Origin of the sequence: Sphingomonas sp. Leaf198 (genome assembly GCF_001424005.1) — a bacterium.
Classification (GTDB): domain Bacteria; phylum Pseudomonadota; class Alphaproteobacteria; order Sphingomonadales; family Sphingomonadaceae; genus Sphingomonas.
This window is the reverse complement of record NZ_LMPX01000005.1, coordinates 38,905-59,625: the sequence shown is the minus strand read 5'-3', so window position 1 is coordinate 59,625 and position 20,721 is coordinate 38,905. Positions and strand designations below refer to the sequence as shown.

The following is a 20,721-nucleotide window of genomic DNA, read 5'->3' as shown; positions in this document are numbered from 1 at the left end:
GATATGCCGACAATCGGATCGACATCGGTGGCATATCCGTCGATGGACGCTGTGATCGGGGCGGGCGCGATGCTAAGCCTGCGGGATGTCGAACAGCGTGCCGCTTTTCCGTCCTATCCATCTCGCCGAATTCGTTCCGTTGGTCGGATCCGCACTGATGGCCGATTGCGATCCGCAACCCGTCGCGCTGCACCTTGTCGAAGCGACTTCGCTGGCCAATCATGCCAAGCTCGATCGGCTGCCGTTCATTCTGATCTTCCGTTCCGCGCCGGAAGCCATGCTTACGTCGGGCACCTATGTCCTGCGCGGCCAGGGGTTCGGCCCCGACCGGATCGATATCGTGCAGATTTCGCGTCCCCTGTCCGGTGAACCGGGCTATTATTACCAGGCGGTGTTCAACTGAGTATCGCGAATTTTCGCGGCTGGAGCAGAGGTTTTGCCGAGTAGCTGTCGAGGTTCGACAACCGTCATTCTGGACTCCGAAGATATCGAAATCGCAGCGGTTTTCGACGTACATGGGCCTCGTAATAAGCGGTCGGCTCTGAAGCGGTCCGTGCGGCAGATGACCGCCGGGCGGGGGGCTATCGGACAGCTTTTCGGTATGCTCGATCACGCCCCGATTATTGCCAAAACGCCCCTTGTTCAACACCAACTCCCGCGTATCCCGGCGCTAGTTGCGCGACGGGAAAATACCCTGGAGGGCTATCGAATAGTTTAGCACAAGATACGGCTGCATGATCGGAACCGGCTGGTTCTGGCCTGTGGGTGCAATGGTCCCTGCGACGTTCAGGCCGCCCATTGCCACGGACGTGCCGGCTGTACCTGCCGGGACATAGATGAGCGGCTGGGCGCCCGACGTACTGCCGTCGACGGTCCTGGCCAGAAACGAGCCCGCAGCCGGTATCTGAGAGGTTGCCTTGGTCGTTATCGCGTTCAGTGCCGAGCCGTTGTCGGCGAAACCATGCGTATGCGCGGGCAACTGAGCAGTCGTAAGCGTGGTTGCCTCTATACCGCCGACCTGGCCTTGGGCATATGGCGCAAGGCTAGGCCCTTGTCCGAAATGGATTGGAGCGCGACCGCGCAGATCGGGGAGCGCAAACGTCGTCGAGCCGTTGCCGCCATAAGTCGTGCCCAGCAAGGAAAACAGCGCGGTGTTCTGAGCGATGGACATGATCTGCCCATTGCATAAAGCATAGCCAGATGGTGCAAACGTGAACCCGAGAATGCAGATTTCGCCTAAAAATGGTTCGGCACCCATATGACATTCTCCCCTGGTCAGAGGTTACAATCGATATATTGATACTAGAAGTCAACATCATGCAGATGACAGCAAAAACGAAAATCATGATCGATTTTCGATCAAGTTTAGCGCAAACATTATACTGTTGCAGGCTGGGTCATGGTTTTGAGGCCTTGCGCAAGGTCTCGAGCCTGGCATGGACCGGATCGACTAGGACGCGCGCCGCTTCGATCTCGGGGGTCGCATCGCGTCGTTTCGCGGTAGTGTCGGGTGTGAAGCGCCGGTCGGGCGCCTTGGCGTCGCGCGTCGCCACCTGCATCATCGCAGCGCGCTGGCCGGCGTCGGGCACGAATCCGAAATGCGGGGCGATCCGATCGACGACCGCATCCGGCATTTCCGCATAGTCGACCAGCAGTCCGCCTCCCGACGGCGAATGATCGAGGGGCCAATGATCCAGGACCGCCTCGCCGATCCGCTTGAGGACGCACGCCGCATAGCGATCCGCGGCCATGGCCGCGCCGCCCGCGATGTCGACGATGCTCGCCGGCAACAGCCCCGGCACTGTGTGGATGCCACGCTGCCGCTGCTGCGAGACGAGTATCTCGACCGGATCGCGGTACAGGAACACCCAGGGCGTTTCGGGAAACGCCGCGCGGAACAGCGGCAGCGCCACTGCGTGCCAGCTGTCGAGCTTGAAGACGACGCGGCGCGTCTGGCCCGACCGGTCGCGACCGAGCGCGGCGACGACCGCCCGCAGCGCCGTGACCTGATCGTCTCGCGGCGTCTCCGATTGCAGCGCCCAGCGCACGACCGCATCGAGCGGTGCGGGTTCGGAAAGCACGACGTGATGCGGATCGGCACCCAGCATCTGTGCGACCAGCGTCGAGCCGCATCGCGACATATGGTGGATGAAGCCGGCGGGCACCGGTCCGATTACGGCATCTCTGCCGTCGACGAGCGTAGCCAGATCGGTCCGTACGCGAAACATCCGGTTGAACGAGCGCGCTGTGAACCGGCGGATCATATCCCCGTAGAAGGGCGCGTCGAGCGCCTGGGCACCGAACCAGGCCCAGTCGAACGCGGGGGCGGCGCCGGTCTCCACCGCGTGGATCGGCAGCCAGCCGCGCGGGGGCCAGCGATCGAGCGTGATCGGAGGGGGCTTCGGACGCCCCATCGGCAGGATCGCGTCGCGGATCGCGTCCGCCTCGAGCGGGATGCCATGCGCGGCCGCGAGCGCGATTGCGTCGGTGATATAGCGATCGGGGCGTTCGATCGCGCCGAGCCGGGCCTGCAACGTATCGTCGGCCAGCACCAGAGTGCGGAACGCGGCGAGCGGCGAGGCGCCGATGGCCGTGTCGGCCGCCATGGCATCGCGGTTGGACATCGTGGCCACGGGCTCTCCTTCGCATGATACCGCAGCGTTTCGGGGTGCGGCCCCCCGGTATCCGTGTGGCATCGGTGCTTGACCGGCGCCTGCTTGGCATCGGCGTCGCCGCCTCTTACGCTGCGGCGATCGGAGACGGGGTATCGTGGCGGGGCTTGGCGGACAACTGCACGGACACGGCGCCGACGCTGGGTGGCCGGATCGGCTGTGCCTGCCGCTGGCGTTCGATCCGGTTCGTCTCGCGGACGATCTGGCGCTGCTCGATGCCGACACCTGGACCGCGCATTTCGTGCCGCAGCATTACACCGGCGACTGGAGCGTGCTGCCGTTGCGCGCGCCGGTTGGCGTCACGCATCCGATCCTGCGGATCGCGCCGGATCCCGGCTGTCGCGACTGGGAGGATACCGCGCTGCTCGTGCTGTGCCCGTATTTCACACAGGTCCTCGCGGCGTTTGCCTGTCCGATCGAGGCGGTGCGGCTGATGCGGCTGGCGCCCGGATCGGCGATCAAGACGCACCGCGATTACGACCTCGCGGCCGAACAGGCGCGCGCGCGGCTGCACATCCCGGTCGCGACTAACCCCGATGTGGATTTCCGGCTGAACGGCACGCGCGTGTCGATGGCGCCCGGCAGCGTCTGGTATCTGCGGCTGGCCGATCCGCATTCGGTGACCAATGCGGGCACGACCGCGCGCGTTCATCTGGTGATCGATGCGATCGTCGATCGCTGGCTCGAAGACCTGCTGGATCGGGCCAAGACCGGGGGGCCGCTATCGCGATGACACTCGGGAGTGGCAGGGCGCTACGCAAGCTCGGGACTGCAGCGCGGATGCGTCGTGCCGACCGACGCCTGGTGGTCGAGGCGATGGCGGCGCTGCTGACGGCGCGTCTGCGCAGCCTGTTGCCGTTCCGGGTTCTCGCCCGGCATCTGGGCGGCATGGTCCCGTCACGATCCCCCGCCCCCCCTGCCCCGCTGTCTCCCGACAAGGAGACCAGCGTGTTCGCGGTCCGCTGGGCGATTGCTGCGGTGGCGCCGTGGCTGCCCTTCCGTACGCAGTGCCTGCAGCAGGCGATCGCCGCGCGCGCGATGCTGGCGCGCCGCGGGATCAGTAGCGTCCTGCATCTCGGCGTCGGCGACCCGACGGGGACCAAGCTGGTGGCGCATGCCTGGCTCGACGCGGGCCGGTTGCAGGTCACCGGCTATCCGGTCGATCCGGGGCTGGCCGAGGTCGGTCGCTTTACGTGACGGGCCGCGCGGGCCGGGACGCGGGGTTCAGCGCGGTGCGGCGGAGTGGATCTCCGCGGGCCTGAAGGCCTCCAGCGCGATCACGCGGTCGCAGGCGCGCAGCGTCTCCTCGCGGTGCGCGACGATCAGGATCGTCGTGCGCGGCAGCGCGCGCCGGAGGTTGGCGATCACCGCCTGTTCGGTCGCGACGTCGATCGCGTTGGTCGCCTCGTCGAGGATCAGCAGGTCGGGATCGCGCAGGATCGCGCGCGCGAGCGCGATCCGCTGGCGTTCGCCGCCCGACAGCCGCGTGCCGCGTTCGTCGACCCGGGTCTCGAGCCCGCCGGGCATCGCCGCGACCATGTCGGCCGCGCCCGCCAGCGCCAGCGCCTGCCAGAGATCGGCGTCGGCGCGCACGGCGCTGCCCCAGGTCAGGTTGCGTCGCAGGCTGTCGTTGATCAGGTAGGAGTCCTGCGGCACATAGGCGAGCCGACGCCGCCAGCCGGCCAGCGTGGCAGAGCCGAGCACCCCGTCGCCGATCATGATCCGTCCCGCGGTCGGTTCGAGCAGCCCGGTCAGCAGATCGACGAGGCTGGTCTTGCCGGTGCCCGACGGGCCGGACAGCCCGACCATCTCGCCGACGCCGATCGTGAAATCGAGCCCGGTGAAGACCGGCGCTAGCGCATCCGGATAGCGGAACGCCACCTGCTCGAAGCGCAGCGGCCCGTGTCGCACCGACCCCATTGTGGCATCGGGCAAGGCCGTCACGGGATCGCCGAGATCGACCTTCAGCGCGCGCAACGCGGTGAAGGCGGGCAGGACGCCGAACAATTGCTGCGTGCTCTGCTGCAGCGACCGGACCGGGCCGCTCATCCGCACCAGCACGACCAGCGCGGCGAACAGAGTCACCGTCGGTACGCCCATCAGCACCGCGCCGAAGATCAGGGCCGCACCGACCAGCGAGGCTACGCTCGCCGACGCGATCGACACGCGCGACTGGAAGCGGCGCTGCGCATCGAGCTGGGCGCGGAGGTGGCCGCTCTCCTGCGCGATCTGCGCGACGAACGCGTCGGCCATGTCGTGCGCGATCGCGATCTTGAGCCCGCCGAGGAACTGCGCAGCCTCGCCGGCGATCCGGAACGCGAACCGCGCGCTCGACGTGCCGACGGTCGCCGCACGACGCGACAGCGGCACCAGCAGCGCCAGACCGAGCAGCGCGAGGCCGATCGTCAGCAGCGCGATGACCGGCGACAGCAGCAGCATCAGGATCGCCTGCGTCACGAGCATAATCGCCGCCATCATGATCGTCAGCAGCATCGAGCAGGCGAGCGCAAGCCGGGCGATCTCGCTCGACAGGATATGGCCGATCCGCGCGTGCCGCAGCCGCGCCAGCGCCGACCAGCGCGCCCGCGCCAGATCGGTGACCAGCATCAGCCGGCGATGATCGACGAACCCCAGCGTCAGGTCGGAGACCAGCCGGTCGCGCGTTGCCAGCACCACCGCGCGGAGACCGACCAGCAGGCAGAAGGCCAGCAGCACCGCCGCCAGCTGTGTCAGCTGCGAGACGAGCCCGACCGACGCCAGCGCCTCGACCATCATCGCCCGCCAGCGCCCGCCCGTCTGTGGTGCCAGCAGCGAGAAGATCGGCACGAGCAACGCGAGCCCGACGCCTTCGAGCACGCCGCCCGCGAGCATCAATGCGACCGCTACGGCCAGCCGACGCCCGCCATGGCGGACGAAATCGCCGACCAATGCGCGGACGTCGGCGATCAGCGACGTCCTGGGCTCGGGGACTGCGGCGTCACCGGCTGCCGTGCCCAACGGGGTCACCCGATGAGACTCTGGCGTGCGACCTGATGGCGGAAAAAGCGCATGGTGCAGCATGCGGGTCCGCCGCGCCGCGAGCAAGTGCGCGCCGTCCTGCGGTCTACGCCAGCGCCGCACCCTCACCTCGCGCCGACACGGGACGTCGGGCGCTCCGTGCGTGCGTCAGGCGGGGATCCTCGTAGAGGTCGCGCAGCGCGCACAGGCGGAAGACGTTCCACCAGCGTTGCCAGCGATGTTCGGCCGCGTCGTGGAGCATGTGGCAGCGCTGGCAAAGCGCGGCGAGGTTGGCGGGCATGTTGTGGCCCGGATCATGGTCGAGATGCGCGCAGGCGAGCACCACATAGGTCGTCCGGACGCTGCCCAGCTCGAAGCGATCGCGCACCGCGACCCGCCGTCCGCGCGCCGACCGCCAGCATGCCGCATCGCCGTCCCACCAGCGTCCGTCGCCGAGATGCGCGACGAACCGCCGGTGCGGCCGCGCGCACCGCTCGCACCGCGCGCCGGCGCGGTCGAACCGGATCGCCTGCGACAGTTGCGGCCAGTCGATCGGATAGAGCCAGCGGTTTTCGGGGCGGATCGGCATCGTGATTCTATGAGTCACCGCCGAGTCGAAGGAAAGCGAAATCTTCACCTTTCGTTTTCCTCTTGTACCGGGCGTGTTCGAATCTTCGGAGGGAAGGTCAGAGGTATGCATGCTGATGGCGATACAAGGCTGCCTCGGGCTGTCCCGGGTGTTTGGTCGCTCGTCTGACCAGCCAATTTAGCGACAATACAGTCCCGGCTCCCAAGTATTTTCTCGTGGCAAGGTGGAAACAGTGGTTGGTACGCATGAAGCCTGCGGTGCTGCTCAAGCGCTGGTTCCTGTCACCTATAACTGAACTTGGCGTGACGCTTCCCATTTTAAGCTCGTCCGCCGGAGCAAGTCGGGTAACCACCACCCGCATCGTGCGATCCGGTACAGATAGAATTTGCGCCGATATCGGCTATTCTTCGGATTAAGCGCAACGGCCTGCTTCTGTTGGCCGATCGCCGCGGACCGCTCGCCATTCTTCCACAACATTGTGGCCCGCCAGTTTCTGAGATGGGCCTGCGCTGGCAACGCATCCACCACCTCTCGTGCGATCGCAAGCGCTTCGCCCCTTGCACCGGCCAGCCAAAGAGCATCCGCAAAGGGGACCAGATACAGCGGCATACGCTCTGTGTGCATGGCGAGCTCGCGGTGGAGCGTCACCGCTTCGAGGTGGTTGCCGGTACGTGTCAGGGTACGCGCTAGACTGAGCATTCCGAGCATACTGCCAGGCCGTGCGGCGTGCCCCGCGCGCGCCAGCGCCAGCGCCGTACGCGGACGGACATCGGGCTGTCGCTCGGCAAGCGAGCCAAGATAGACCGAACTCGTCGACCGGCGCTCCCTGATCGTCTCAGCCACGGCCTTGGCGTCGAAACGATCATGCAGCAGATCCTCAAGCATCGGCTTCAGCAAACTGATTTCGCCGAGAAAGGTGCTCGCCGGATGCCCGCTGTATGGAACCGCAATCAGCAGCGACGGCGTTTCCGCCGCGATGTGTCGGACGTGCCGGCGGTCCAGTGGCATGTGCGGATCGTAGATCAGCACCGGTTGGGCTCGACAGCTGACAGGTCCATCAATTGAATCGAGCCAGTGAATCCTGTGAGAATCTTGCGGCCACCGATGTTCCCAACCTGCGCGCGAAGGGTTTATCGACCATTGCGGGGATAGCGCTAGGACACCATCCGCCGCTACCGCATCGGCGAAACGTACCGCTGCATAGCCGCCCATACTGGATCCATACGTTATCCTTCGCGCGGCGCCGGCTGTCGCTGCACGAACCGTTGCCAATGCGTCGAATATATCTTCGTATTGATACCAGTCGTTTCCGCGTCCCAGAACGTGGATCGCGGAAATACCATTGGCGAGCAGGAATTCTTCACCAAACCCAGAGCGGTCGAAGCCATCACCAATGCTGTGATGATCAAAGGTGATGACCCAACGTTGCGATGAACCGGTAACGACCTGCCTGACCATTATCGTATCGCTACGGTATAACTCGGCAGTTGGCGGCCGCTCTGCCCGCGTTTTATCGGTCATGACCGAACTTGCCGACCGGCGCAGTTGAAGAGAAAGTAACGAAGGAAGGCATCATTGCTTCCGGATTGCAACTTATGCGCGTCTGCGCAAGATTAGGTGAATCGCCTGATCGTTGTCGCCATGACAGGTGTGTCAAAAGGGTCCGCCTGTAATACGGCGGATTGGCTATTCGGCATCGATGCGCTTGATCCGGCTTATCGGTATCACGATCCTATAGGGCCATATAGCGCGCGCATTTTTTTCCCATCCGCCGCTGGGCTGACAGCGCCCGAGGTGTCGCTGCGACCGTCACAGATAGACGATTTAATGCATCTGGAGACACGCGGTTTCCGGCCGTTGGATTGCCAATCAACGAAAACCGCCTTCCTGTGCTCAGGTCACGTGGACCAGAGGCGATCATTCCATCACGGCAATCATCCTGGCAACAAACCAGAAGGGTGAGTGATGGGCCGACCGGTGGCCATAGCTAATCTGGTCTTAACGCGCATGTCCTACGGGTGAGACGTGCGCCGTCGCTACCGCCCTGCCCTGTTTGCGATCGCTCTGCTGGGTCTTGCCTTGCGGATCTGGTCGGCACGCGGCGGGCTGTGGGTCGACGAGGCGTGGTCGGCGATCTTTGCAGCACGGGCTCGAACGCCGCTCGGCGTGTTCCTCGACATCAACCACGACAATAACCACCACCTCAACACGTTGTGGATGCAGATGTGGGGTCTAGGCGCCGCGCCGCTCGCGCTGCGCAGCCTGTCGATCGCGACCGGTACGCTCACCATCCTCGTCGCCGGCGCGATCGGTGCGCGGCAGGGCGTCGTCCATGCGCTGGTCGCCGCGCTGCTGTTCGCGGTCTCGCCGATTCTCGTCAACTACGGGTCCGAGGCGCGCGGCTACGCACCGATGCTGCTCGCCGCGATGACCATGATCTGGCGCGTCGCCCGGGTGCTCGACGACCCGCAGTGCAGATCGCCGCGGACGGCCTTGGGCCTCGGCGGGTTGGCGCTGCTGGGGCTGTTCTCGCAACTGACGATGCTGTTCTTCGTCTTGGCCATCGCCGTCTGGGCGGTGTGGGTAATGGCGCGACGGATGCCGATCGAGGCGGCGCTCGGCTCGGCCATTCGCCTGCTGCTGCCCAGCATCGGCGCCTGTATCCTCGCGATCGGGACGACGTTCGGTGCTGCGGCCTTGAGCACGACCGGTATGCAGGTTGGCGATTACAGCGGGTTTTCGCTAGCCGGGTGGGCCACTGCAATGACAAGGATGGTGAGCTCTACGCTCGGACTGCCCGATGCGGGGCAATGGGTGGGACGAGGGATCGTCGTTGTGCCGGTCGTCGCGGTCGCGTGGCTTGGTCTCCGCGTGCGTAGTCGGCGATCGGCTATCGGACCGTTCGCGATCGTCGCGATCGCTGTCTTTCCGCTGCTCTTCCCGCTTCTGCAGATCGGCAACAGCAGTTTTCCGCGCTATTTCCTGCTGACCGTGGTCGCGATCCTGTTGCTCGTCGCTGACGATATCGCGCACGCGCTTGTCCAGCCACGGGGCGCCAGTCGAGGGGGGAGGCGTCGATGGGGCGGAGTATTGGCGATGCTAGGTCTCGGGGCGATCGTCGTCGCCAGCCTTTGCGAGAATCTCGCCCAAGCGGCGCTTCGTCGCGGCGATCCCGGAGCAGCGATCGCGACGATGGCGGCACGTGCGCCGCGCGGAGCCGCTGTGATGGTCGATCACCTGCGTCCCGTCGCCGTGTTGCGCGTGGCTGCGGCCGAGGCGCACTATCCGCTCGCGATCACCGGCGACTGTCCCGCGCGGCGCTTTCTGCAGATCGATCCGAGCGTGCACGATAGGGCGTCGCCGACGATCGTTCGCTGCGGACAGCGCTATCGCCGGCTCGTCGTCCGTCGTAGCGCTCGCCTGTCGGGGGCCGCCTGGGCGCTGTACGAAAGGGCGGATTTCGCCGCGCTTGGGCAAACGCGTGGGCAAGCCACGCACTGACCGCCGGAGACTGTCGATGCGCTGCGTTGCCGCATCCATCCGCCGACCTCGCTTTATCGACAGGGCTTTGGCGGCAGGGCTTGCCGACTGGGCCTTGCTACAGATCGTCGAGAATGGTCCGTAAGGGGACCATCCAGCACGGGAATGCCCCATCAAAACGCAAAAAGGGCGGAAGACTCTCTGGTTATCGGCGCATGACGCTACTATCGCCCCTGCCATGTTATCGAGGGAAGAAACTATGTCGAAGACCGCTATCGTTACTGGGATCAGCGGCCAAGATGGCGCATATCTGGCGGAGAACCTGCTGAACCGTGGCTATACGGTTTACGGGACGTACCGGCGGACGAGTTCGGTCAATTTCTGGCGGATCGACGAGCTCGGCATCACCAACCACCCTGGGCTCAAGCTGGTCGAATATGATCTCACCGACATGGGCTCGGCGATCCGGCTGATCGAGACCTCGGAAGCTACCGAGATCTACAACCTCGCCGCGCAGAGCTTCGTCGGCGTGTCGTTCGACCAGCCAATCGCGACCGGGCAGATCACCGGTCTCGGCGCGGCCTATCTTCTCGAGGCGATCCGCACCGTCAATCGCGACATCCGCTTCTACCAGGCGTCGACCTCCGAGATGTTCGGCAAGGTCCAGGCGATCCCGCAGAAGGAGGATACGCCGTTCTACCCGCGCAGCCCGTACGGCGTCGCCAAGCTCTACGCGCATTGGCTGACCGTGAACTACCGCGAAAGCTTCGGCATCTTCGGCACCAGCGGGATTCTGTTCAATCATGAATCGCCGTTGCGAGGGCGTGAGTTCGTGACCCGCAAGATCACCGACACGGTCGCCAAGATCGCGCAGGGCAAGGCAGAGATCCTCGAGCTCGGCAATCTCGATGCCAAGCGCGACTGGGGCTATGCCAAGGATTATGTCGAAGGCATGCGGCTGATGCTCCAGCACGACGTCGCCGACACCTATGTCCTAGCGACCAACCGCACCGAGCCGGTCCGCACGTTCGTCGAGCTGGCGTTCGGCCATGTCGGGATCACGCTCGACTGGTCGGGCAAGGACGAGAACGAGACCGGGATCGACCGCAAGACGGGCAAGATGCTCGTGCGCGTCAATCCGGCATTCTACCGTCCGTCCGAAGTCGATCTGCTGATCGGCGACCCGGGCAAGGCCGAGCGCGAACTGGGGTGGAAGCCCGAGGTTCAGCTTGAAGAACTCGCACGATTGATGATGGAAGCCGACCTGCGTCGCAATACTGCGGGCTGGTCGTTCTGATGCGGGTCGCGCTGACCGGAGCGACCGGCTTTACCGGTCGCTTCGTGTCCGCCGCGCTGGAGCGGGCCGGCGCGACGCCGGTCGTGCTGCAGTGCGACCTGCGCGACCAGGCGGCCGTCGACCAGGCGGTCGACGGCCTGGATTTCGACCGGGTCATCCATCTGGCCGGTCATGCGTTCGTCGATGCGAGCGACTGGTTGTCCTTCTATACGGTCAACCAGCTCGGCACGCTCAACCTGCTCGACGCGGTCAGCCGCAGGAAGCCGGGCGCACGCTGCATCCTGGCGTCCAGCGCGCAGGTATACGGCCCCAATGCCGAGGGACTGATCACCGAGGACGCGGCGACCAACCCGGTCAACCATTATGCGATCAGCAAGCGGACGATGGAGGACGGCGCGGATCTGTGGCGCGACCGGCTGGAGATCGTCGTGACGCGGCCATTCAACTATACCGGCGTCGGTCAGGACACGCAGTATCTGATCCCTAAGATCGTCGATCATTTCCGCCGGCGTGCCGACGTGATCGAACTCGGCAATACCTGGGTGGAGCGCGATTTCGGCGACGTGCGGTCGGTCGCCGACGCCTATGCGGGTCTGGCACTCGCGACCGACGTCCCGCCGGTGGTCAACGTCGCGACCGGGGCGGTCTCCTCGATCGGCGACATCCTGGAGAAACTGACCGCGATCAGTGGCCATCAGATCGCGGTGGAGGTCAACCAGGCGTTCGTCCGCAAGGGCGACGTCGAGGTGCTGGGCGGTGACGCGACGCTGCTCCGCGAGACGCTGCCGGATTGGGCGCCGCGCAGCCTCGCCGATACGCTACAGTGGATGTACGCCGCGAGCGCGACGTAGATCCCAATAAGTAGACCCAGTTAAAACGCTATGGCAGCCGACGGCGTGTCACCATGATCGGCTGCGCGTACGTCATCCGGCGTGACCTGTGACGCGGGGATTGCGCCAGCCCTGGACGCCATCGACCCGCGGCATCGGCTTGCCGGCAAGGTCCATGATGGCGGGACGCTCGACTTCGAGTTGCCATCCCGCTGACAGCAAGTCATGGCAAAGGCGTCCTTCGATCTCGCGCGAATGTGTCCCGATCATCATGTAGGCGACATGCCCGTTCAGGAAGTCCAGCGAACTGGCGACCAAATCGGCCTCGCCGCCCTGGATGTCGATATGCAACAAATCCACGCGCTCCACGCCGGCCGCAAGATCGGCGAAACCGACCGCGGGCAGCTTGTGATAGAGCCCGGTATTCTCCGCCTCCGTTTCCTGGTCCGGCGTTCCATTGATGATCGGATCGAGCCCGCTTCCCTCAGGTGGGAAAAATGCAGTTCCCGAACGGGGCGCCGCGACCCCGTGATGGATCGTCACGTCTTCGGGGGAAAACCCGTTTGCCAAGGTTGACTCCCGGGCGAACGCCGCATGATTTGGCTCGCCCTCGATGCCGATCGCGCGGACTTTCTTACCCGCTCGACGTGCTGCCACGCCCGTTATGTTGATCCAGCAGCCCCAGTGGCAGCCAAGCTCGATGACGGTGAACACATCGCCAGCCAGATCGATGGCGCGCAATGCCGCGCCGAACTCCGCCATATCGGCATGCCAATTGGCCGGAATAACATCGACTTCGATGGTCCCCTTCATCGGCTCGAGATGCTCGGGAAAGAACTTAGGATCGATCGCCACGCCAAAATAATTGAGCACGTAGTCGGCGCGTGCGACCTGCGGGCCAGCTGCATAGCGTCGGATAGTTCCTGGAACGTCAAACCGGGCTTGATAATGCCAAAATGGGCTGTCGACCATTGTAACTCCTGATTGCTAAACCAAATATTGATTGGCTAAACACTTGATATATATCGCAAAACGCGATCATAATACTGCGTGATCAGCGTGCAGTTAACCTTCGGTAACGGTATGGTCGTCTGTCTGGTCCAGCAAGCGATATTAATGCCGCTGCTTGAGAATTGCGTCTCGGAGCCTTACACTGGGTGCCGACCGCGGTGACACGGAGCATTGATTTGCTCGGTAGATCCGAGCGTGATCGCACAGGGCGATGACATTGATATATTGTGGTTTAATTGATGATCTCGTTTGAAAACGTATCCAAAAGCTATCACATTCGGAAGTTTCGCAAGGATGTGCTGAGCGATTTGAGCTTCGATATTCCTACCGGATGCAGTCTCGGCATATGCGGTGCCAATGGCGCCGGTAAATCGACCTTGATGCGTCTCATTTCGGGCGTCGAGGCACCGAGCGCCGGCCGCATCACACGCTCGGTATCATGCTCCTGGCCGATCGGCTATTCGAGCTGCTTCCAGTCCAGCCTTACCGGCGCCGACAATGCGCGTTTCATCGCGCGGATCTATAGCAGGGACATCCAGCATCTGCTCGATTACGTCGAGGATTTTGCGCAGCTGGGTGCCTATTTCTATCAGCCGATCTATAGCTATTCGGCCGGTATGATGGCGCGTCTCGCATTCGGTATTTCGTTGGCGATCGATTTCGATTGTTATCTGGTGGACGAAGTTACTGCCGCGGGCGACGACCGCTTTCGACAGCGTTGCGAAGAGGCGCTCCATCATCGGCGCTCTGCTGGCACTTTGTTGATGATCAGCCACGACCCCAATACGTTGCGCGCGTATTGCGAACGCGGTGCGGTCTTGCAGGATGGCCGGCTCAGTTTCTACGACACGATAGACGAAGCGATCGATATCCACATGCACAATCAGTCCATACAGTAAAAATACATATTCAATCGGTATACGGGCTGGGAAATATCTGCATGAATAAGTCTATCCTTATCCAGAATTATCACCCCCAGGGCACCGAAGCATTAATTCGTGATTTCAAGGCTATTGGTTTCAAGGTCTTCAGCCCCGATAGCGATTGGGGGCGGATTAAGTATTTTGCTGAAAGTACCGGTCTTGGCGGAGAGATCATATCCTTCGAGGATTACATGAAGACGGAGCCGGGCTTCGTGCTGATCGGGTGCAAGGCACAGGAGGACGATCTAAAGGCTATTGCGCGTCAGCATGGCGACACGATGATTCTGAATATCGCTCAGCAAAACCATGTGTACGAGCCCAATATCTCGAATATCCTGATATGCCCGGATGTCGGGCTTTGGCGCAGTTATCCGGATCCGATACAGCACAGGCTGTTGTATTTTCCGCGACCCGTGATTGCCGACGTTCCCGCCAAGGATATCGTTCGGTCGTTCGAAGACCGGACGATCGCGTCGTTCATCAGCATGCCGACGTTCTGGAAGCGCGGACTGCCTGCCTTCGAAGCGTTTCGCGCGCAGTGGCAGGGGAACTGCTATATGTTCGGCCATCAGGCGACCGATGGCCTGCTTACGCACGAGCAATGCAATGCGCGGATGGCGACATCGTTCTTCACGGCACATTTCAAGGACGAAGAGGCCTATGGTCTGTCCTGCCTTGAGTCGATGATGCTCGGAACTCCGGTTGTGAGCACGCATGAGTTCATGCGCGACAAAACGCTCGGCGAATATTTCCTGCGTCCCGAAAATTCCATCGTCACGGATACCATCGAGCAGGCCATAGCCGCGCTGGAGGCGCTCACGCTGGACGAATACAGACAGCTTAGCGACAATGCCCGGACGACTGTTCGCGACCTTACGTCCAATGAAAAGACGGTCGATCTTCTGAATCGTGCCGTGGAGGCCGAGATGCGATCCCTCTAGACTAGCGGATGGCGTAATTCAGAATGCAATAGTGCTTGGCGGTGGTGGTCGTATCCGTAGCGATCGGGGGCAACACCGTCCGGGAGCGCGGTGAAAAATTCGCCGAGGCGCCGGAAATCCGTTGCGGGCCGCACATGCTCGGATAGGTGCCGGACACCGTCTCGAGATCGTTGCGCGCGATCACCATCGGCCCCGTCAGATAGTCGACGTTGAGCGCAAGCATTGCCCCGCGAACCCGGTTGTCGGTGACCTCACCCCCGAAGGTCGACGCCTCGTACCAAGGCGCGGACCCGATCATGATGCCGAAGCCGCAACGCCGCTGCGCACCGCAATTGATCGTGTTCCGGGTGACCTGCGTACCGGTGAAATCGCCGCTGGTGGCTTTCGGCCAAGCCTGCAGCATGATCTCGGCAAACGCGCCGCCCTCTGCGCTGCCACTATGATCGAAGTGGTTGCCCGTTATCGTGCAGCCGACGCAACTGCCGAAGATCAGTTGGACGTCGGTATTGTCGCGAAATCGGTTGCCCGACACCTGGAAGCGTTGCGCGGTATGGATCGTCAGTCCGTCCGCCCAGCGCAGCAGGGCGTCATGCGTACCGTTTCCGGTGAACGCGTTGTCCTTGATGACCCCCTCGACACCGGTGCCGTATTCGAGCGCGGTATAGCAGGCCATATCGCGAAAGACCGAGCGGGTGATCGTCACCGTATTGCCGTTGACGAGCAGTCCGCCCGCCATCGCCCGTTCCTTGTCCGATGCGCAACGTTTTGCCGACAGGGCAGGATCGCTCAGCCGTGTTCCCTGGAATACCAGATGATCGAGCCGGACTGCGTTGCTGGCTATCTCGATGGGCATGATCGCGCCGGTGATTGCGGACGTCTTGATCGCGAGATGCAGCACGGCGCAGCGCCGCTCGTCGGCAGAGCATGGGGGCGCCATCGGTGAAACGCCGCGGGTCGTCAGTGTCACTGGATGCCGCAGGCGAACAGGCGTCGCGATCTCGTACCGACCGGATGGAAGCGCGATCGTCCCGTTCGCCGGTGTCGCGTCCAGGCAGTCCTGAAGGGCAGGGCCCGCATCTCGTCCGCTACCAGTCAAGCGCGCTACCGCGGCACAGGGCGCAGGTGCGGCGCGCGCGACTGTCCGATCCGCCCCGCCGAACCCGGATAGCGCCGCCAGCGCTGCTGCCAGTAGCAGGATAATCGCGCCGACAGATCGGTAAGTATATGAGGTCATTTGCTTGCGGGCCGATCCGGGCTGGTGCAGGGAGCGCCGATACACGGGAATTCGACGGCTCGGGAGCTGTAGGAGCAAAACATGCTTTCGAAAATACTTGGAAAAAGAAGCCGGGCTAGCGATCGCCGCAAGGGTAATCAATGCCGTAACGCAGGCGATTGGGCGGGCGCATCCAGCGCCTATGTGCGACACCTCGCGGTCCACCGCACCGATCAGCCGATCTGGGTTCAGTTGGGGCATGCACGCAAGGAGCAGGGGCTGCTCGCGGAGGCAGCCGACGCCTATCAGACCGCCGTCGATCTCGACAGCCGGGACGCTGATGCCAACATACACCTTGCCGATGTCCTGCGCCGGCTTGGTCGCGGCGAAGACGCGCTTGCAGCATATGAGAGGGTAAACGACATCGCACCCAACACCGAAAGCATGCAGCAGATCCGCATGCTACGCCGCGATACCAGAGCAACTGAAGCCTTGGGTTTGGGGGAGGGCACGACCTTCTTCGCGATCCAGGATCTCTTTGGGTACCTCAAGGCCCATGTGACGATGTCCGGTATCCAGCGTGTGCAGGCGGGGATCGCCATGCACGCGATCCGGGATGCCGCCATCGATGTTCGGTTCATCCTGAGCAATGTGGGGCCTGACACGCCGGCACTTCCCGCTGGCGAGTTTTGGATGGTCGACAACGCTAAGATGATGCGCGTCATCGACTATGCTTCGGGCAAGCAGGTCGACCACGAAACGCTGCGGGCGATGCTGATGGCGTGCGAAGACGCATCCGAACGCGTACGGCCGCTCCAGGGGAGTACGATTATCCTGCTGGGTGCTTTCTGGGGTCTGGGGAACAGCATTCAGCATTTTGTGCGCTCGAAGCGCGATGGCGTGCGGATCGGTGCCTATGTCTATGACATCATCCCGGTGACGCATCCGGAATTCTGCGACGATGCCCTGGTAACCGACTTTACGATGGCGATCTGCGAGCTCTGCGGCACCGCCGATTTCGTTTTGACGATCTCCGACGCGACGCGCATCGCGCTGACCGACTTCATTGCGGAAAACGGGGGGCGGCCGATCCCGATGACGACCGTTCCGCTGGCGCATCACCTGACGCGCGAAGCCGGTCATTCCGTCGCATGGCCCGAGCAGCTTCGGCGTGTGAAGGGGAAGCGCTACGTCGCCTATGTCTCGACGATCGAGGGCCGCAAAAACCACTTGTATGTCATCAACGCCTGGCGACGTCTGATCGCCGAAGGCGTCGATGTGCCCGATCTCGTTTTCGTCGGTCGGCATGGCTGGAAGATCGGCGCCCTTACCGATGTCTTGATCGCGACCGAAAATCTCGGCGGACGACTGCACATCGCGCACAACCTGTCCGATGGCGAGCTGAACGCGGTGTATGCCGGATGTGAATTCTCGGTGTTCACGAGCTTCGTCGAAGGCTGGGGCTTGCCGGTCGGTGAAAGCCTGTTCCACGGACGCCCGTGCATCGCCTCCGATACGTCGTCCATTCCCGAGGTTGGTGGCGACCTGGTCGACTATGTCGATCCTTTCAACCTGACCCAGGGGGTCGAGGTCTTTCGGCGGATGATCACCGATCGGGCCTATCTCCGCGGTCGGGTCGAGGCGATCCGTGATCGTTTCGTTGCCCGGACGTGGAACGATGTCGGCGCCGATTTCCTCGAAAAGATAAAGCTCTATCAGGATGCGCCGATCACGCCGTTTACGGCAACGCTGAAGGAAGGCGAGAGCTTCTCGTTCCAGGTCTATCCAGGTGACCGGGTCGATGCGCATCGCTATTTTCGACGCCTGAATCGTCTTTTGGTGGAATCGGCATTTTTCTATGCTGCCGAAGACCATGGAATCTGGTTCCGAGGCGCCAGTCCGGAGATGACGATAGCGACCGATATGGCGGCCGGTACGGCGATACTGGCGTATGTGAAGGTTTCCATCGCGCCTGGCGCGTTTGAGTGTCGTTTGAAGATATCCGACGTGGTGTCGGATGCGGAAACGGCGTCGATTGGATTGCAGGACCTCAGGCTCGCGGGAGGAACAATCCGTATGCCGGCGGTGGTCGGCGAAGATGGCAGCCTTCATCTGCGTTTCAACGTCGTCGGTATCTATACCCAGCTGCCGGGCGAAAAGCGCGATTACGCGATCGGGCTGCGGTCCATCGGGTATGCGCGCGCTGAAAATACGCTTGCACGCCAAGAACTGATCGAGACCATGACGCTTCAGGATTTGTCAGCCTGATATCTGCCGGTACACGTTTGAAAGAAGCATCGGCGACGCCTCCGTCTGGAGTGTCGCTCTGCATCGATGGGCGAATGGTGTCCGATGGCGGTGCCGGTACCGGCGTCGGGCAATTCGCGCGGACTCTCATCGCGGCCCTGCAGGACGTGGAAATCCACCCCGCTATTCTCGAGGATGGCGGCCCAGTCCTGCGCCGCTCGCGGATCGGCAAGCTGCTGGCAGCCGCGCGTCCGTGGCGCCGCCATGCGACCGTGACTGCGGGAGGGTTTCTGGTCCGCGACGTCTTTCGCGAGGCGCAGGTATTCTTCGACATCCACAAGCGGCCGATGCCGATCGCTCTGCCGGGCCCCCCCGGGATCATGCACTGGACCTATCCCCTGCCCTTGCGGGTCACGGGCTGGCGCAACCTCTACACCGTCCATGACGTGCTGCCGCTCGATCCGACGATCCCCAGTCCCGTCAACGGCCCGCGCCTGCGTCGCCTGCTCGATGCGCTTCGGGCTTCTGGGGCCGAGTTCGCGACCGTTTCGGAGGCGGCGCGCGTCCAGATCGTCGCCCGGATGGGCTGGCCCGCGGAGACCGTGACGGGCTGTCACCAGGCGATCGATGTCGCCGGCGCCGATACGGGGCCGCTGCCCGGCGACCTCCGCCAGGGCGAGTATCTGCTCTATGTCGGCGCGGTCGAAGCGCGCAAGAATCTGCACCGGTTGCTCGACGCCTACCGCGCCAGCGGGATCACGACGCCGTTGGTGATCTCGGGACCCGATGGTCTCGATGCGGCGGGGATCGACGCGCATATCGCGGCGACCCCCGGCGCGGTCCGGCTCGGGCTCCAGCCGCGCGGCCGCGTGCTGCAGCTGATCGCGGGCGCACGCGCGCTGGTCTTCGTGTCGCTCGCCGAAGGCTTCGGGCTGCCGGTGGCGGAGGCGATGGCGTTGGGAACGCCGGTGCTGGCGGGCGACGTCGCGGCGCTGGCCGAAGTCGCGGACGGCGCCGCGTTGCTGGTCGATCCGCTCGACCTGGCCGCGCTGCGTACCGGGCTGATCGCGATCGACGGCGATGCCGCGTTGCGCGACCGTCTGGCGCGGCTTGGCCGGCAGCGCGCGCAACACTTTGCGTTCGGCCCCTATGCACGGCGCCTGCTATCCCTGTACGGGATGGCATGACCGACCATGCTTCATCGCCCATCCGGATCGGACTGGATGGCTATAATCTCGCTTTGCCGCAGGGCACCGGTGTTGCCACCTATGGCCGCAACTTGGCCGCGGCGATCGACCAGCTCGGCTATCCGGTCGATCTCGTGTTCGGCGTCAACATCCCGCGCAAGGCCGATATCGATCTCCGGGAATCGTTGTTCTTCGGGCAGTTGGGCGCCGATGTCCCCAACCGCCTGACCTGGCGCAAACGCGTGCGGCGCTGGCGCGTCCATCCGCTGGCGCACGACCTGATCGAGATCCCGGTGACCGGCCGCGCGATCATGGCGGATGCGGGAGACCGGTTGCCGCGGTTCGACCGGCTGTTCAACCTGAGCGAAATCTACGACGTCTGCGCGCGACATTTCCGCCGCTACGGTACCTTCATGACGTTGCGGATGCCCAATCCGCCGACGATCATGCACTGGACCTATCCGCTGCCGCTGCGCATCGCCGGCGCGCGCAACATCTACACGCTGCACGACCTCGTGCCACTGCGGCTGCCGCGCGCCAGTCTCGAGGACAAGCGCTATTACGACCGCCTCGCGCGCGCCTGCGTCGCCCGCGGCGATCACATCGTCACGGTGTCGGAGAAGTCGCGTGACGATATCATCGAGCTACTCGGCGCCGATCCCGACCGGGTCACCAACTGCTATCAGTCGAGCGACATCCCGCCGCTGCGCGATCCGGCCGGGTTGGCCGGGCGGTTGCGTCGGCTGTTCGACCTGGAGATGAAGGGCTATTTCCTGTTCTTCGGCGCGATCGAGCCCAAGAAGAACCTCGGGCGCGTGATCCAGGCGTATCTCGAGGCCGATCTGGAAACCCCGCTGGTCATCGTCGGGGCCGAAGCCTGGCACGCCGAGCGCGAGCTGAAGCTGCTGGGTAGCGCGCACGGTCGCCAATTGCCCGGGGTCGAGCGGATCCGCCGTATCGATTACGTCCCGCGCGCGTTGCTGACCGATCTGCTGCACGGTGCCAAGGCAAGCCTGTTCCCCGCGCTGTACGAAGGCTTCGGGCTGCCGGCGCTGGAGACGCTGGCGGCGGGCGTTCCGCTGTTGTCGAGCACCACCGGCGCGTTGCCCGAAGTGACCGGAAATGCGGCGCTCGCGGTGGATCCGTACGACGTCGACGGGATGGTCGATGCGATACGTCGGCTCGATACCGATGGCGCATTGCGGGACCGGCTTTCGCAAGACGGGCCCATCCAGGCGGCGACCTTCTCGGGGCGCGTCTTTGCCGAACGCATTCGCCAACTTTACCAAGTGGTCGCGACACGCTAGGCGCGTGGCAAGGCGCAGGCTCCCGGA

The 20,721-nt window shown here is 63.7% G+C and carries 18 protein-coding genes; 11 read left to right on the top strand and 7 right to left on the bottom strand.

Annotated elements, in window-relative coordinates; translation table 11 throughout:
• Positions 1–85: 85 nt before the first annotated feature.
• A complete protein-coding gene (locus ASG20_RS18160) occupies positions 86–403 on the top strand; it encodes a DUF6916 family protein (RefSeq protein WP_056056179.1) in 318 nt (105 codons plus the stop codon).
• A gap of 267 nt (positions 404–670) precedes the next feature.
• Here the strand turns inward: ASG20_RS18160 and ASG20_RS18155 are convergent, their stop codons facing one another.
• Together ASG20_RS18155 and ASG20_RS18150 are read right to left on the bottom strand one after the other, a co-directional pair.
• Positions 671–1,258: a phage tail protein gene (locus ASG20_RS18155; RefSeq protein WP_056056177.1), complete on the bottom strand. Its 588-nt coding sequence runs from the start codon at positions 1,256–1,258 to the stop codon at positions 671–673.
• Between the two features lie 139 nt (positions 1,259–1,397).
• Complete coding sequence (locus ASG20_RS18150) at positions 1,398–2,633, bottom strand: sulfotransferase family protein (protein WP_056056175.1); 1,236 nt, start codon at positions 2,631–2,633, stop codon at positions 1,398–1,400.
• 136 nt (positions 2,634–2,769) lie between these two features.
• Here ASG20_RS18150 and ASG20_RS18145 point away from each other — a divergent pair, with 136 nt between their 5' ends.
• Positions 2,770–3,405, top strand: a complete 636-nt coding sequence (locus ASG20_RS18145; protein WP_201780751.1) for an aspartyl/asparaginyl beta-hydroxylase domain-containing protein — start codon at positions 2,770–2,772, stop codon at positions 3,403–3,405.
• A complete protein-coding gene (locus ASG20_RS18140) occupies positions 3,402–3,869 on the top strand; it encodes a lasso peptide biosynthesis B2 protein (protein WP_082471076.1) in 468 nt (155 codons plus the stop codon). The genes ASG20_RS18145 and ASG20_RS18140 overlap by 4 nt, the downstream gene beginning before the upstream one ends.
• A 27-nt stretch (positions 3,870–3,896) precedes the next feature.
• On the opposite strand, the gene ASG20_RS18135 is transcribed toward ASG20_RS18140, so the two are convergent.
• The 3 genes from ASG20_RS18135 to ASG20_RS19570 form a co-directional block, all read right to left on the bottom strand.
• Positions 3,897–5,669: an ABC transporter ATP-binding protein gene (locus ASG20_RS18135; RefSeq protein ID WP_056056170.1), complete on the bottom strand. Its 1,773-nt coding sequence runs from the start codon at positions 5,667–5,669 to the stop codon at positions 3,897–3,899.
• A 106-nt stretch (positions 5,670–5,775) separates the two neighbouring features.
• Positions 5,776–6,276, bottom strand: coding sequence for a hypothetical protein (locus ASG20_RS18130; protein WP_236698798.1), 501 nt, complete (start codon positions 6,274–6,276; stop codon positions 5,776–5,778).
• Between the two features lie 267 nt (positions 6,277–6,543).
• Positions 6,544–7,779, bottom strand: coding sequence for an alpha/beta hydrolase (locus tag ASG20_RS19570; protein ID WP_133032092.1), 1,236 nt, complete (start codon positions 7,777–7,779; stop codon positions 6,544–6,546).
• Between the two features lie 504 nt (positions 7,780–8,283).
• Here ASG20_RS19570 and ASG20_RS18120 point away from each other — a divergent pair.
• The 3 genes from ASG20_RS18120 (at position 8,284) to ASG20_RS18110 (ending at position 11,886) form a co-directional block, all read left to right on the top strand.
• A complete protein-coding gene (locus tag ASG20_RS18120; protein WP_133032091.1) occupies positions 8,284–9,759 on the top strand; it encodes a glycosyltransferase family 39 protein in 1,476 nt (491 codons plus the stop codon).
• A gap of 238 nt (positions 9,760–9,997) precedes the next feature.
• The gene (gene gmd, locus ASG20_RS18115; protein WP_056056164.1) at positions 9,998–11,035 is read left to right on the top strand and encodes a GDP-mannose 4,6-dehydratase; all 1,038 of its coding nucleotides are present in this window, start codon (positions 9,998–10,000) and stop codon (positions 11,033–11,035) included.
• Positions 11,035–11,886 carry a GDP-mannose 4,6-dehydratase gene (locus ASG20_RS18110; protein ID WP_056056162.1) on the top strand — a complete coding sequence of 284 codons (852 nt, stop codon included), beginning with the start codon at positions 11,035–11,037 and terminating at the stop codon, positions 11,884–11,886. The genes gmd and ASG20_RS18110 overlap by 1 nt, the downstream gene beginning before the upstream one ends.
• 72 nt (positions 11,887–11,958) lie before the next feature.
• Here the strand turns inward: ASG20_RS18110 and ASG20_RS18105 are convergent, their stop codons facing one another.
• Positions 11,959–12,837, bottom strand: a complete 879-nt coding sequence (locus ASG20_RS18105; RefSeq protein ID WP_056056160.1) for a hypothetical protein — start codon at positions 12,835–12,837, stop codon at positions 11,959–11,961.
• Between the two features lie 278 nt (positions 12,838–13,115).
• On the opposite strand from ASG20_RS18105, the gene ASG20_RS18100 reads away from it, so the two are divergent.
• On the top strand, positions 13,116–13,775 hold the full coding sequence (locus ASG20_RS18100) for an ABC transporter ATP-binding protein (RefSeq protein ID WP_056056158.1): 660 nt from the start codon (positions 13,116–13,118) through the stop codon (positions 13,773–13,775).
• Positions 13,776–13,816: 41 nt separating this feature from the next.
• Complete coding sequence (locus ASG20_RS18095) at positions 13,817–14,740, top strand: glycosyltransferase family 1 protein (protein WP_133032090.1); 924 nt, start codon at positions 13,817–13,819, stop codon at positions 14,738–14,740.
• A 1-nt stretch (position 14,741) separates the two neighbouring features.
• On the opposite strand, the gene ASG20_RS19155 is transcribed toward ASG20_RS18095, so the two are convergent.
• Positions 14,742–15,707, bottom strand: coding sequence for a right-handed parallel beta-helix repeat-containing protein (locus tag ASG20_RS19155; RefSeq protein WP_168371644.1), 966 nt, complete (start codon positions 15,705–15,707; stop codon positions 14,742–14,744).
• A 348-nt stretch (positions 15,708–16,055) separates the two neighbouring features.
• Between ASG20_RS19155 and ASG20_RS18085 the strand changes: the two genes are divergently transcribed.
• From ASG20_RS18085 to ASG20_RS18075, 3 genes are all read left to right on the top strand, one after another.
• Complete coding sequence (locus ASG20_RS18085; protein WP_082471074.1) at positions 16,056–18,221, top strand: glycosyltransferase family 4 protein; 2,166 nt, start codon at positions 16,056–16,058, stop codon at positions 18,219–18,221.
• Positions 18,222–18,295: 74 nt separating this feature from the next.
• Positions 18,296–19,387, top strand: coding sequence for a glycosyltransferase family 4 protein (locus ASG20_RS18080; protein WP_056056149.1), 1,092 nt, complete (start codon positions 18,296–18,298; stop codon positions 19,385–19,387).
• Entirely contained in the window at positions 19,384–20,694 is a 1,311-nt protein-coding gene (locus ASG20_RS18075) for a glycosyltransferase family 4 protein (RefSeq protein WP_056056147.1), read from the top strand. Before ASG20_RS18080 ends, ASG20_RS18075 begins: the two co-directional genes overlap by 4 nt.
• Positions 20,695–20,721: the final 27 nt, after the last annotated feature.